The sequence below is a fragment of the Janthinobacterium aquaticum genome (assembly GCF_009208565.1).
Classification (GTDB): domain Bacteria; phylum Pseudomonadota; class Gammaproteobacteria; order Burkholderiales; family Burkholderiaceae_D; genus Janthinobacterium.
On record NZ_WFLK01000012.1, the window covers coordinates 147,650 to 160,728 of the forward strand.

11 protein-coding genes and 1 tRNA gene are annotated in these 13,079 nt (G+C 61.4%); all 12 read left to right on the forward strand.

All coding sequences use genetic code 11. The features are described 5' to 3' along the window. Positions 1 to 13: 13 nt before the first annotated feature. The 12 genes from GCM43_RS18660 (at position 14) to epsI (ending at position 13,016) form a co-directional block, all read left to right on the forward strand. Positions 14 to 1,036, forward strand: coding sequence for a hypothetical protein (locus tag GCM43_RS18660; RefSeq protein WP_152247055.1), 1,023 nt, complete (start codon positions 14 to 16; stop codon positions 1,034 to 1,036). Between the two features lie 74 nt (positions 1,037 to 1,110). Further along, positions 1,111 to 1,185 (forward strand) — tRNA-Arg (locus GCM43_RS18665). 182 nt (positions 1,186 to 1,367) lie between these two features. Then, a complete protein-coding gene (locus GCM43_RS18670) occupies positions 1,368 to 3,260 on the forward strand; it encodes an ATP-binding cassette domain-containing protein (RefSeq protein ID WP_152247057.1) in 1,893 nt (630 codons plus the stop codon). A 172-nt stretch (positions 3,261 to 3,432) separates the two neighbouring features. After that, complete coding sequence (locus tag GCM43_RS18675) at positions 3,433 to 4,095, forward strand: CAAX prenyl protease-related protein (RefSeq protein WP_152247059.1); 663 nt, start codon at positions 3,433 to 3,435, stop codon at positions 4,093 to 4,095. A gap of 40 nt (positions 4,096 to 4,135) precedes the next feature. Beyond that, complete coding sequence (gene epsL, locus GCM43_RS18680; protein ID WP_226929554.1) at positions 4,136 to 5,374, forward strand: XrtB/PEP-CTERM-associated polysaccharide biosynthesis outer membrane protein EpsL; 1,239 nt, start codon at positions 4,136 to 4,138, stop codon at positions 5,372 to 5,374. Positions 5,375 to 5,383: 9 nt separating this feature from the next. Beyond that, positions 5,384 to 6,766 carry an undecaprenyl-phosphate glucose phosphotransferase gene (locus GCM43_RS18685; protein ID WP_152247187.1) on the forward strand — a complete coding sequence of 461 codons (1,383 nt, stop codon included), beginning with the start codon at positions 5,384 to 5,386 and terminating at the stop codon, positions 6,764 to 6,766. A 527-nt stretch (positions 6,767 to 7,293) separates the two neighbouring features. Further along, positions 7,294 to 8,256: an EpsD family peptidyl-prolyl cis-trans isomerase gene (locus tag GCM43_RS18690; protein ID WP_226929555.1), complete on the forward strand. Its 963-nt coding sequence runs from the start codon at positions 7,294 to 7,296 to the stop codon at positions 8,254 to 8,256. Positions 8,257 to 8,303: 47 nt separating this feature from the next. Continuing rightward, a complete protein-coding gene (gene epsE / locus GCM43_RS18695; RefSeq protein WP_152247061.1) occupies positions 8,304 to 9,092 on the forward strand; it encodes a polysaccharide export protein EpsE in 789 nt (262 codons plus the stop codon). Positions 9,093 to 9,132: 40 nt separating this feature from the next. Continuing rightward, on the forward strand, positions 9,133 to 10,539 hold the full coding sequence (epsF, locus tag GCM43_RS18700; protein WP_152247063.1) for a chain length determinant protein EpsF: 1,407 nt from the start codon (positions 9,133 to 9,135) through the stop codon (positions 10,537 to 10,539). Between the two features lie 13 nt (positions 10,540 to 10,552). Next, complete coding sequence (gene epsG, locus GCM43_RS18705) at positions 10,553 to 11,422, forward strand: chain length determinant protein tyrosine kinase EpsG (protein WP_152247065.1); 870 nt, start codon at positions 10,553 to 10,555, stop codon at positions 11,420 to 11,422. After that, complete coding sequence (xrtB, locus tag GCM43_RS18710) at positions 11,422 to 12,333, forward strand: exosortase B (protein ID WP_152247067.1); 912 nt, start codon at positions 11,422 to 11,424, stop codon at positions 12,331 to 12,333. Before epsG ends, xrtB begins: the two co-directional genes overlap by 1 nt. After that, positions 12,330 to 13,016, forward strand: a complete 687-nt coding sequence (epsI, locus tag GCM43_RS18715; RefSeq protein WP_152247069.1) for an exosortase-associated protein EpsI, B-type — start codon at positions 12,330 to 12,332, stop codon at positions 13,014 to 13,016. Before xrtB ends, epsI begins: the two co-directional genes overlap by 4 nt. Positions 13,017 to 13,079: the final 63 nt, after the last annotated feature.

Sequence of the window (13,079 nt, forward strand, 5' to 3'; positions counted from 1 at the left end):
TATGCGTAACTTCATGCGTACTTCTTTCCTGATCGGGCTGGGCATGCTGCTGATGGCGGTGCTGCTTGAGGCCGTGCTGCAATGCCTGCCGGTATTTAGTGGCTTGCCCTTGCAGCCCAGCAATGCGCAAACACCGATCAGCCGCTATGTGCCGCAGCAGCATTATGTGTTTTCCTACGGCTGGGCGTTCGGCAATGCGCGCCAGGGCACGATCAACCGGCAGGGGTATGCCAATTCGCGCGATTTCAGCGATGACGCCCAGGTGCTGGTGGTCGGCAACAGCTTCGTGGAAAGCCTGATGCTCGATTATCCAGATACCCTGCAGGGGCAGCTCGAGAAAAAACTGGGCGGCGCGGTGCTGGCGGCGGCCAGTTCCGGCAATACCCTGGCTGACACGCTCGAACTGGTCCGCTACTACGTGCCGCGCACCCATCCGCGCACGGTGGTGCTGCTGATCGACTCGGGCAACATGAACGGCCTGCTGGCGCCGTCGGCGCGTGGTCACAGTCATTTCGTTATCGACGGCAACCGCGTCGGCGTGCAGCACAACGCCTATGTCGAATCGAGCCTGAAGCAGCTCGTTTCGCGCTCGGCCCTGGCGCGCTATGTGTATTACAACCTGAAGCTGCCGGACTGGCTCTCTGGCACGCTGCGCCACGGTGGCGCCGCGCCGCAGGCCGCCGCGCCAGCGTCAGCAGCGGTGGCGGCGCGCGGCGCAGTGCTCAACTATTATCTGTCGCAGCTGCAGGCCATTGGCGCCGGCGCCGGCGTGCGCTTTGTCTTTGTGCTCGATGGCGAACGCAATTTGCTGTATGACCCACGGCACGCCAAGGCCAACTGGCTCGGCGACAACCGCCAGTTCCTGATCGCGCAACTGGCGCGCTACCGCTTTGACGTCGTCGATATGCAGCCGGTCATGGCGCAGCATTGGGCCAGCCAGCGCGAACGGCTCGATTTCCTGCCGATGGACGGCCACTGGAACCAGGTGGCGCACGGCCTGGCGGCGCAGCAGGTGGCGGCCATGCTGGCGCGCTGAGACGCAGCACGCTGGCGCGTGACAGGCTGTCATTGCTGCGCCTGTACCTGTGCCTGTATAATGCCGCTTCGAGTGTCGCCATAGTACAATGGATAGTACAAGGTCCTCCTAAGACTTAGATGCAGGTTCGATTCCTGCTGGCGACACCACACCTCACGCAGCGCATCTCCGGCAGCCTGATTTCATGCAGGCGGCGGTACCGGGAATGACGATGGAACTGCAAGTTATCAATACAATGCGCGGTACAATGCGTGCTTCATTCATCCAATCGGCGGCTGTTTTGTTGACCCTGTGGTAGACAAGCGACGGCGCCCGAGCACTTTTACTCATTATGGCTGTCATTTCTCTCTCATCGGCGCAACTGGCGTTCGGTCACGTCGCGCTGCTCGATCACGCGGAATTCTCACTGGAAACGTCGGAGCGCGTTGGCCTGATCGGGCGCAACGGCACCGGCAAATCGTCGTTGCTGAAAGTTATTTCGGGCAAATTCAAGCTCGATGACGGCCTGCTGGTGATGCAGCAAAACATCAAGATTGCCTATGTCGAGCAGGAACCCCAATTCGATCCCGAGATGTCGGTATTCGATGCGGTCGCTTCCGGCATGGGCGAGTCGCAGGCCTGGCTGAAAGAATACGATGCGCTGACCGGCCAGTTTGGCCAGGGCAACGACGAGGAGCTGATGGAGCGCATGCATGACATCCAGGTCAAGCTCGATGCGGCCGATGCCTGGAGCCTGCCGAACAAGGTCGAAACCGTGCTTGACCGCCTGAACCTGACGGGCGACATGCTGATGAAGACGCTGTCGGGCGGCATGCAAAAGCGCGTGGCGCTGGCGCGCGCGCTGGTCTCGGCGCCGGACGTGCTGCTGCTTGACGAGCCGACCAACCATCTGGACTTCACCTCCATCATGTGGCTCGAAGGCCTGCTGCGTGACTTCCGCGGCAGCGTGCTGTTTATTACCCATGATCGCTCCTTCCTCGACAACGTGTCGACGCGGATTATCGAACTGGACCGTGGACGCTTGCTGTCCTACCCGGGCAACTTCACCACCTACCAGGCGCGCAAGGCCGAGCAGTTGGAAAACGAAGAAGTGGAAAATGCCAAGTTCGACAAATTCCTGGCACAGGAAGAGGTCTGGATACGCAAGGGCGTCAAGGCGCGCCGCGTGCGTGACGAAGGCCGCGTGCGCCGTCTCGAAGCGTTGCGCCTGCAGCGCAGCGCCCGCCGCGAACAGCAGGGCCAGGTCAAACTGGAAGTCGGTTCGAGCGAGCGCTCGGGCAAGATCGTGGCCGAGCTGGAAAATGTCAGCAAGCGCTTTGGCGACCGCGTGATCATCGACAACTTCACCGGCACCATCCTGCGCGGCGACAAAGTCGGCCTGATCGGCGCCAACGGCGCCGGCAAGACCACCTTGCTCAAGATGATCCTGGGCGAGCTGGCACCCGATACCGGAACTGCCAAGCTCGGCACCAAGTTGCAGGTGGCGTACTTCGACCAGATGCGCACCCAGCTCAATGAAGAAGCAAGCCTGATCGAGACCATTTCGCCAGGCAGCGACTGGGTGGAAGTGAACGGCCAGCGCAAGCACTCGATGAGCTACCTGAACGATTTTCTGTTCTCGCCCGAGCGTGCCCGTTCGCCCGTCAAGACGCTGTCCGGTGGCGAGCGCAACCGTTTGCTGCTGGCGCGCCTGTTTGCCAAGCCGGCCAACTGCCTGGTGCTCGATGAGCCGACCAACGACCTCGATATCGATACCCTGGAGCTGCTGGAAGAGTTGCTGGAAGACTACAAGGGCACCGTGTTCCTGGTCAGCCATGACCGCACCTTCCTCGACAACGTGGTCACGCAAGTGGTGGTGGCCGAAGGCGCCGGCAAGTGGCGCGAATTTGTCGGCGGTTACACCGACTGGGAGCGCGTGCGCAGCGCGCCGGTGGCTACGGCCCCGGCCGGCAAGCCTGCCGTCAAGGTCGAGCCGGCAGTGCCTGCCGCCAAGCAGAAAAAGCTCAGCTACAAAGAGCAGCGCGAGCTCGACGAATTGCCCAAGCTGATCGCCAAGCTGGAAGACGAGCAGGCGGTGCTGGCGGCCGAATTGTCGCATCCGGACTTCTACAAGAAGACCCCAGCCGAGGGCAAGCGCCTTAATGCGCGCGTGGCCGAGATTGAAAACGAACTGCTCGAAGCGCTGGAGAAATGGGAGCAGATTGAGGCGCGCGGCAATAGCTGATTGTTGTTCCCCGGTATGCATGCCGAGTACGATTGTTTGCCACCGCAACGGTTGTGCTTGGTATAATTAAATAATTATATTTTTCATACCGGGTGATGTGTGTTTGTCATTCAAATCAGGCAAACCTGGCCGGTACATCCGGCCGGCCATCCTCTTCAATGCGGGCGCTGCCATGCTTGATCGCGCAGCCTTGCCCCGCGTAGCGCCGTTCCTGGCCTATCTCTTCTTTATCTTTATCGCCGACATGCTGGGCCGCCTTGGCCTGACGCCGCACGACCTGCGCTGGCTGTACGTGCTCAAGATCGTCGTCGTGCTGGGCTTGTTGTGCTACTGGCGCCGCAGCTACGTCGAACTGGCGGCCTGGAAACCGGACGCGCGTGCTGTTGCGATCGCCGCCGTCACTGGCGTTGTTGTTTTTCTGCTGTGGATTAAACTTGATGCCGGTTGGATGAGCATCGGCCAGTCCGACGGTTTCGATCCCCGCGACAACGGCCGGATGCAGTGGCCGCTGGTGTTGCTGCGCGTGGCTGGCGCCGCCCTGGTGGTGCCGGTCATGGAAGAGCTGTTCTGGCGCTCCTTCCTGCTGCGCTGGATCGATAGCGCCAGTTTCCTGGCACGCGCGCCGGCCCAGGCCAGCGCCAGGGCTTTTCTTGTCACCATGGTATTGTTCGGTATCGAACATAATTTGTGGTTGGCCGGCATGATTGCCGGCGCCGCCTATACCGTTTTATATATGCGCAGCGGATCGCTATGGTCGCCCATCCTGGCGCACGGCGTCACCAATGGCGTGCTGGGCTGCTGGATTATTTCTGGTGGGCATTGGAATTACTGGTAGTATTGATCCACAACTGCTTTACTTATCAAAGACTACATCCATGTTGAATTTTTTGCATAGAAAAGTGCTGGCCGGCGCCTTGGCGGCCAAGCCCTGTCTGGGTACGGCAGTGTTTGTTGCGGGCACGCTGTCGAGCACCGCTGCGCTGGCCGATATCAGCGACACCATCAAGCCTTTTGTCGCGACGGCGTATTCCTATGACGACAACCTGCTGCGCCTGCCTGACGAAGTGCCCGGCTTCGATGGCCCGCGCTCGGACACCTCGCGCATGCTGCAGGCCGGCTTCCTGTTCAACCGCCCGATCGGCCGCCAGATACTGACGGGCCAGGCCAAGTGGTCGAAAGTCACGTTCAACCGCTTCAGCCAGTTCGATTACGACGGCAAGGATTTCCTGGCCGATCTGGAATGGCATATCGGCAACCATCTGGAAGGCCACGCCGGCGCCAGTTATTCACAGACGCTGACGCCGTTCAGCGATTTCCAGAGCAATCAGCGCAATCTGCGCACCGAGCGGCGCGAGTATGTCGACGGCAACTGGCGCTTCCATCCCAGCTGGCGCGTGCGCAGCGGCGTGGCGCGCGACCGCTATAGCTATGATCTGCCGGCGCAGGCGTTTTCCAACTGGACCGAGGATTCCGTCGAACTGGGCCTCGATTATCTGGCGCCCAGCGACAGCCGTATCGGCCTGCAGCTGCGCCAGCTCGATGGCCAGTATCCGAACCGTAACGACACCACGGCGGCGATCTATGGCAACGGCTATCGCCAGGATGAGATCAAGGCCAATATCTACTGGAATCTGAGCGGCATCACCCAGATCGAGTTTCTCGGCGGCTGGGTGCGCCATCGCAACAAGATCGTCTCAGGGCGCGACAGCAGCGGCAAAAACGGTCGCCTGAGCATCTACTGGCAGCCGCTGGGCAAGGTGCGCTTTACCGGCGTGCTGTGGCGTGAATTCGGTTCGGTCGACAATTCGCTGGTGACCAGCAGCCTCAATACCGGCGCCAGCCTGGGCAGCGTGTGGACGATCTCGTCCAAGCTGCGCGCTGAGGCGCAGCTGCGGCGCGAACGGCGCGACTTTTCCGCCGTCAGCGGCCTGGTGCTGCCTGGCGACGGGCGCGACACCACCGATACCGCGTCGCTGGGCCTGACCTGGGCGCCGCACCCCAAGGTGCAGCTGGGCGTGCGCGCATTTCGCGACCGGCGCAGCGGCGTAGCGATTGTCGACAGCAGCAACTATCGTGCAAAAGGCGTTTCTTTCAATGGCAGCATACAGTTTTAAACTATGAACATGACGGTCAACGACGTTCCCCTGATCTCGTTTTTTCAGCGCGTGCTCGACCCCCTGATTATCATGGGCTTGCTGTACCTGCTGTCGTTTGCATCGGGCGCGCCGTTTTCAGGTTATATGCTGGTGCTGATGATCCTGGCGATCTTTATTTCCGGTACCGTGTTTCACCATATCGATCCTTATCGCACCTGGCGCAGCGGCCGCATGCTGGCCTATGCGCGCGATATCGTGGCCGGCTGGATCATCACGGCGCTGATTCTGACTTTTCTGGGCTCGGCAACCGGCCTGGCCTATCATTTCGATAGCAAGGTCGTGCTGGCCTGGTTTGTCTTTACGCCCTTCGTGCTGCTGGCCAGCCACCTGGCTGCACGCAAGTTCAGCCTGAGTCCGGATGGCACCAGCGAGGTGCGGTCGGTGGTGATTATCGGCGCCAATGACGCCAGCCTGAAGTTTGCCACCACCATCGAGCGCAATCCCAATCTGTTCATGAAGGTGTGCGGTTTTTTCGACGACCGCACCGATGACCGCTGGCCCGAGAAAATGCGCGAACCGATGCTCGGGCGCATGGACGATATTGCCGCCTATGTGCGCGAGCACCAGATCAAGATGATCTTTATCAGCCAGCCGATCTCGGCGCAGCCGCGCATCCGCAAGATGCTCGACGATCTGGAAGACACCACCGCTTCGGTATATTTCCTGCCCGATATCTACATCTTCGACCTGATGCAGGCGCGCTTCGACAACGTGGGCGGCATGCCGGTGATTGCCATCCGCGAGTCGCCCTTTACCGGCTTTAACAGCATGGTCAAGCGCATCAGCGATATCGTGCTGGGGCTGATTATCCAGGTTATGCTGCTGCCACTCATGCTGGTCATTGCAATTGCCGTCAAGACCACCTCCAAAGGCCCGGTGATTTTCCGCCAGCGCCGCTATGGGCTGTACGGTGAGGAAATCCTGGTCTACAAGTTCCGCTCGATGACGGTGCGCGAAGACGGCGACACCGTGGTGCAGGCCACCAAAAATGACCAGCGCGTCACGCGCGTGGGCGCCTTTTTGCGCCGCTCCTCGCTCGACGAACTGCCGCAGTTCTTCAATGTGTTGCAGGGACGCATGAGCATCGTCGGGCCGCGTCCGCACGCAGTGGTGCACAACGAGCAGTACCGCAAGCTGATCAAGGGCTATATGCTGCGCCACAAGGTCAAGCCCGGCATTACCGGCTGGGCCCAGGTCAACGGCCTGCGCGGCGAGACCGAGACGCTCGACAAGATGGAAGCGCGCATCGCCTTCGATCTCGACTACCTGCGCAACTGGTCGCTCTGGCTGGACTTGTGGATTATCGTGCGCACCATCAAGGTGGTGCTTCAGCGTGACAACGCCCACTGAGATCGATACAGGGTACTGACATAAAAACCACGCTGTACGCTCTTTCAAAGTAATAAGCGTTAAAATGGCGAAACGCGCAGCTCCATGCACAGCTTGCATGCTGTACGCGCCGCTCTGCCGTGGCAGAGACGGCTGGCGTGTCGCGCGTTGCCCGTTGATTGCGGTATATTGCCTTCGTTCCGAAAGGCTGCGATCATGAGCGCCATCTCCCGGCCTTGCCCCAGCCGGTGTTGCGTTACCAGTACTGGTAGCCTGTCCAGGCAAGGTCATCACACCTATCGATTTCCAGTATCGTGTCGCGCAAGCATAATTATTTGCAATGAAGTATGCTATGGAAATAGTTGTTCTTTTATCTCAATAGTAGTTGTTTAAGCAAATATTTCACTTGTTGAGCAGCATCATGTGTATTATATTTACAATATTGTTAATTGTTTGATGTATTTCCATAATTTCCGGTGAAATGATTTAGCCAGCGTCAAGTCGCTGCGCGTTTTTTTCTCTTCCTGCCCGCTACTGAAGGAGCACGCTTGAACCACTTTATTCACTCCCGTCCTGCGCCCCGTTTGCTGTGCGCCGCCTTGGTGCTGGTCGCTGCCGCCGGCCTGTCCGCCTGCGGCGACAAGGACAAGAAGCCTGGCCAGTCGCTGGCCAGCGTCGACGGCAAAGAGATCACCGTATTGCAGCTCAATGAAGAATTGCAGCGCGCCGGCGTGCAGTCGGCCCAGCAGGCCGTAGCCAGCAAGCAGCTGCTCGAGTCCTTGATCGACCGCCAGTTGCTGCAAAATGCGGCGGAAAAAGAAAAGGTCGAGCGCGATCCGAAAGTGATGCAGGCGATCGAGCGCGCCAAATCGCTGATCGTGGCCCAGGCCTACATGCAAAAGCGCATCGGCGCCGCAACCCGTCCGGGCAAGGCCGAAGTCGATGAATATTTTGCGCAGAACCCGCTGTTTTTCAGCCAGCGCAAGCAGTTCGACATGCGCCAGCTGATGCTGCCAACGAGCGCATTGACCGATGAACTCAAGGCCGCGATGGACAGCGCCAAGTCGCTCGAAGACGTGGCGCAGTGGCTCGACAGCCGCAAGATCGGCTATGCCCGCACCCAGGTGTCGCGCACCAGCGCCGACCTGGCGCCTGAGCTGAGCAGCAAGCTGGCCTCGATGGCCAAGGGCCAGCTGTTTATCGTGCGCGAAGGCGAGCGCACCTTGCTCATTTCGCTGGCCGATGTCAAGGACAGCCCGGTCACGCTGGAAGCGGCCACGCCGCAGATCGAGCAGTTCCTCGCCAACAAGAAAAGCAAGGACGCTGCCGAAGCCGAGCTCAAGCGCCTGCGCGCCGCCGCCAAGATCGAGTACCTGAACAAGGAGGCCGCTCCGGCTACCGCAGGCACAGCTGCGGTTCCGGCGTCAGCTCCAGCCGCAGCCCCAGCCCAGGCTTCGCCGCAAAGCAGCGCCAACGCCGCCAATGAGCGCGGCGTGGCAGGCATGAAGTAAGCATTTCTGGTCAACAATAACAATCTACCCACAGGAATCAGCAAATCATGAAACGACTTGTAAATTGGATGATGGCGGCCTTGCTGGCCTTGGCCGCAGGCATGGTCAGCGCTGCCGATGTGCCGCTCGGCGCCGGCGACGTGGTGAAAATTTCGGTGTACGGCAATCCGGACCTGGGCCTGGAGACGCGCGTGAGCGAAGCGGGCCAGATCACGTTCCCGCTGGTGGGGGCGGTCGACGTGGGCGGGCTGTCGGCTTCGGCGGCAGAGAAAAAGCTGGGCGGCCTGCTTGAAAGCGGCGGCTATCTGCGCAAGGCGCAGGTCAATATCATCGTGACCAGCCTGCAAAGCCAGCAGGCTTCCGTGCTGGGCCAGGTCAACCGTCCCGGCCGCTACCCGCTGGAAGGGCGGCGCACCGTGATGGACATGCTGGCCATGGCCGGCGGCATGACCCCGGACGGCGCCGACCAGATCACCCTGATCCGCAAACGCGGCGGCGCCACCACGCGCGACGTGATCGACATTCTCGATATCGTGCGCAACGGCGACCTGAAGGGCGATATGGATGTGGCCGGTAACGATATCATCTACGTCGAACGTGCACCGCGCTTCTATATCTATGGCGAAGTGCAGCGTCCCGGCGCATTCCGCCTGGAGCGCAACATGACCGTGGTGCAGGCGCTGTCGGTCGGCGGCGGCCTGACCCAACGCGGCACCGAGCGCGGCGTGCGCATCAAGCGCCGCAATGCTGCCGGCCAGATCGACGTGATCCAGGCCAAACATGACGACCTGCTGCTGGTCGACGATGTGGTGTATGTGCAGGAAGCACTGTTTTAAGCGCCCGGTCGCCTGATTTTCGAGTATTGAAAGCCTCATTATGAACCTCTCTCAACTGTTCCTGATCCTGCGGGCACGCAAGAAAATTGTCTTGCTGACCTTGCTGATCACGGTTGCGCTGGCGCTTGGCGTCAGCTTGATCCTGCCGAAGAATTACAAGGCAACCAGCACCGTGCTGCTGAACTACAAGGGGGTCGATCCCCTGACCGGCATGTCGATGCCAGGCCAGTTGTTGCCTGGTTATATGGCGACCCAGGTAGATATTATCGGCAGCAAGAACGTGGCGCTGCGCGTGGTCGACCAGCTCGAACTGGCGCGCAGCCCGGCCGTGATTGCCCAGTTCAACGAGGCGGCGCAGGGCAAGGGCACGGTGCGCGACTGGCTGGCCGATCTGCTGCTGAAAAAGCTCGAAGTGATGCCGTCGCGCGAAAGCAGCGTGGTCGACATCAGCTTCAAGGGCGCCGACCCGCAGTTCGTGGCGGCTGTCTCGAACGCCTTTGCCGAGCAGTACCAGAAGGTCAGCATCCAGCTGAAAGTCGATCCGATGCGCAAGGCTACCTCGTATTTCGATGACCAGACCAAGCAGTTGCGTGACAATGTCGAGCAGGCGCAGAGCCGCCTGTCGAAATACCAGCAGGACAACGGCATCGTCAGCCTCGACAACCGGCTCGATGTCGAATCGAACCGCCTGAACGACCTGTCGGCGCAGCTGGTGATTGCCCAGGGCCAGTCGATGGAAGCGAACTCGCGCCAGCGCATGGCGCAAGGCGGCAACCTGTCCGAGTCGCCTGACGTGGCGTCGAACCCGCTGATCCAGAGCCTCAAGCTGGGCCTGGGCAATGCCGAAGGCAAGCTGGCCGAACTGGGCCAGCGCCTCGACAGGAATCATCCGCAATACCAGAGCGCCAAGGCCGAGGTCGACAAGCTGCGGCGCGACCTGGCCGATCAGACCCGCGCGACCTCGCAAAGCGTGGGCAACAATGCCCAGATTTTGCAGCAGCGCGAAGGCGCGCTGCGCGCCGCACTGGCCGCGCAAAAAACCAAGGTGCTTGAACTGAACCGCCTGCGTGATGAAATGGGCGTGCTGAGCAAGGATGTGGAAAGCGCCCAGCGCGCCTTCGACGTCACCTCGCAGCGCCTGTCGCAAACGCGCATCGAAGGGCAGGCCGAGCAGTCCGATATCGCCATGCTCAATCCGGCCGTGGCGCCGATCGAGCCGGACAGCCCGAAAATTCCACGCAATGTGCTGTTGTCGATCTTCCTGGGCCTCATGCTCGGCTGCGGCATCGCCTTGCTGGCCGAATTGCTGGACCGGCGCATCCGTTCGGACCAGGACCTGAGCGATGTGCTGCAGATTCCCGTGTTCGGCGTCGTCGACTGGAAACCGAAACCACGCCGCATGCGTGGCGTGCGCGGCCTGTTTGCGCGTCGCCTGCGCCCCAATTGAGATGGAAGCTATCATGAGTGCACAAATGTTGAACAGTCCCCAGCCGGGGCGCGGTCCCGACTCCAGCATCGGCGGCCTGCTGCTCGAATCGGGCAAGATCACGCCGGAAAATGCCGAGCGCGTATTGCGCATGCAGAAAGAGCTGGGCATCCGCTTCGGTGAAGCGGCTCAGCGCCTGGGCCTGATTACCGAAGCCGATATCCAGCAGGTGCTGGCGCGCCAGTTCGACTATCCGTATCTGCAGCCCGGTGCGGGCAAATACCCGCAGGAGCTGGTGGCCGCTTACCAGCCGTTCAGCCCGCAGGTCGAGATCCTGCGCGCCGTGCGCAGCCAGCTGATGCTGCGCTGGTTTGCGCGCGGCAGCAAGTCGCTGGTGGTGCTGGGCATGGAGCCGGGTGACGGCGCCAGCCTGTTTGCGGCCAACCTGGCGGTGGTGTTTTCGCAACTGGGCGAGCATACGCTGCTGGTCGACGCCAATCTGCGCGGTCCGCGCCAGCAGGAAATTTTCGATCTCAAGACGCGCCAGGGCCTGTCCGATGTGCTGGCCGGCAGGGCCGAACTCGATGTGATTGCCAAGGTCGAATCGTTTGTCTCGCTGTCGGTGCTGGCGGCGGGCACTTTGCCGCCCAATCCGCAGGAGCTGCTCAGCCGCAGCGCCTTCGTGGCCCTCAACAAGCAGCTCGAAAGCCGCTACGATGCGGTGCTGTACGATGTGCCGGCCTACGCCACCGGTTCGGACGCCATTGCGGTGGCCGCGCGCGCCGGCGGCGTGCTGCTGGTGGCGCGCAAGAACAAGACGCCGATGGCCGATGTGGCCGCCATGAGCGAACAGATGACGCAAAGCGGCGCGCAGGTCATCGGCTCCGTGATGGTTGATTTTTGATGGATGCTCCCGGTCACACCGCGCCGCCGCCAGCCGACCGCAGCGCGCTGCCAGCGTGGTTGCCCACATGGCTGCCGCTGGTGCTGGGCGGCCTGGCCATGCTGGCGCCCAGCCTGGTCGGTCTGTTTCGCGGCATCTGGTCGACCGAAGAGCAGGCGCACGGACCGATCATTCTGGCGCTGTCGTTGTGGCTGATCTACCGCAAGTGGCCGGAAGTGCTGGCGCGCACGGCAGACGCGCCCCCCAGCCACAGCGGCTGGCCGCTGCTGGCGGTCTCGCTGCTGCTGTACGTGCTGGGCCGCTCGCAGCAGATCCTGTCGCTGGAAATCCTGGCGCTGATCGCTACCGGATTGGCGCTGCTGCTGATCAAGCGCGGTGCACCGGCCGCGCGCATGCTGTGGTTTCCGTTCTTTTTCATGCTGTTCATGGTGCCGCTGCCGCTGCCGCTGGTGACCACCCTGACCATGCCGATGAAGATGGCAGTATCGTATGTGACCGAACATCTGCTCTTTTGGGCCGGCTATCCGATTGCCCGTACCGGCGTGATCTTGCAGATCGGCCAGTACCAGCTGCTGGTGGCCGACGCCTGCGCCGGCCTGCAGACGCTGCTCACGCTTGAAGCGCTGGGCCTGTTTTATCTGAACCTGGTGCGCCATACTTCGCCGTTCCGCAATATCGTGCTGGCGCTGCTGATCGTGCCCATTTCCTTTACCGCCAACGTGATTCGCGTGATGGTGCTGACCTTGATTACCTATTACTTTGGCGACGCCGCCGGGCAGGGCTTCCTGCATGGTTTTGCCGGCATGGTGCTGTTTGTCAGCGCGCTGTTGCTGATATTGAGTATCGATTCCCTGCTGCAGTGGATCGTGCGCAGGCGCCAGCGTAAAACAACTGCGGGAGTGGCGCCATGAATGCTGCCTTGCGCACCAACTTGCTGCTCGGCGCCCTGATGCTGGGCGCTGCCATCCTCAGCCGCGGCGTCGCGCCGAACGTGAAGATGTCCGACCAGCGCCCGGCCTTTTCGCTCGAGACGGCGATACCGCAAAGCTTTGGCGAATGGCGCGTCGATACCTCGATCGTGCCCTTGCAGGTCGACCCCGACACGCAGTCGCGCCTCAATAAAATCTACAACCAGACGCTGGCGCGCACGTATATCAACCGCAGCGGCGAGCGTGTCATGCTGTCGATCGCCTATGGCGGCGACCAGAGCGACAACATGAGCGTGCACAAGCCCGAAGTGTGCTACGCGGCGCAGGGTTTTCGCGTCGACCGCGACGAATATGGCGAACTGGCCACGCGCTACGGCCAGTTGCCGGTCAAGCGCCTGCTGGCGGTGGCGGGCAATCGCAGCGAGCCGATCACGTACTGGATTACAGTCGGCAACAAGATCAGCAAAGTCGGCCTGCAGCAGCGCCTCGAGCAGCTGCGCTATGGCCTGACGGGCACGCTGGCCGACGCCATGCTGTTTCGCGTCTCCAGTATCGATACCGACTTGCCGCACTCGTATCAGTTGCAGGCCAACTTCGTCAACACCCTGCTGGCCAATATGGGGCCGGCAGAACGCAGCCGCCTGATCGGCGCGCCACCGGGTTGATGCGCAGCCGGCACGCGCTTCGCCCCTGGCGTTGCGCGGCCGGCAGAACGTGAGAATTATGGG

Excerpts from the sequence above, each read along its gene's own strand:
- GCM43_RS18660 (WP_152247055.1), top strand. The coding sequence starts at position 14 with ATGCGTACTTCTTTCCTGATCGGGCTGGGCATGCTGCTGATGGCGGTG.
- GCM43_RS18670 (WP_152247057.1), top strand. The coding sequence starts at position 1,368 with ATGGCTGTCATTTCTCTCTCATCGGCGCAACTGGCGTTCGGTCACGTC.
- GCM43_RS18675 (WP_152247059.1), top strand. The coding sequence starts at position 3,433 with ATGCTTGATCGCGCAGCCTTGCCCCGCGTAGCGCCGTTCCTGGCCTAT.
- epsL (WP_226929554.1), top strand. The coding sequence starts at position 4,136 with ATGTTGAATTTTTTGCATAGAAAAGTGCTGGCCGGCGCCTTGGCGGCC.
- GCM43_RS18685 (WP_152247187.1), top strand. The coding sequence starts at position 5,384 with ATGACGGTCAACGACGTTCCCCTGATCTCGTTTTTTCAGCGCGTGCTC.
- epsE (WP_152247061.1), top strand. The coding sequence starts at position 8,304 with ATGAAACGACTTGTAAATTGGATGATGGCGGCCTTGCTGGCCTTGGCC.
- epsF (WP_152247063.1), top strand. The coding sequence starts at position 9,133 with ATGAACCTCTCTCAACTGTTCCTGATCCTGCGGGCACGCAAGAAAATT.
- epsG (WP_152247065.1), top strand. The coding sequence starts at position 10,553 with ATGAGTGCACAAATGTTGAACAGTCCCCAGCCGGGGCGCGGTCCCGAC.
- xrtB (WP_152247067.1), top strand. The coding sequence starts at position 11,422 with ATGGATGCTCCCGGTCACACCGCGCCGCCGCCAGCCGACCGCAGCGCG.
- epsI (WP_152247069.1), top strand. The coding sequence starts at position 12,330 with ATGAATGCTGCCTTGCGCACCAACTTGCTGCTCGGCGCCCTGATGCTG.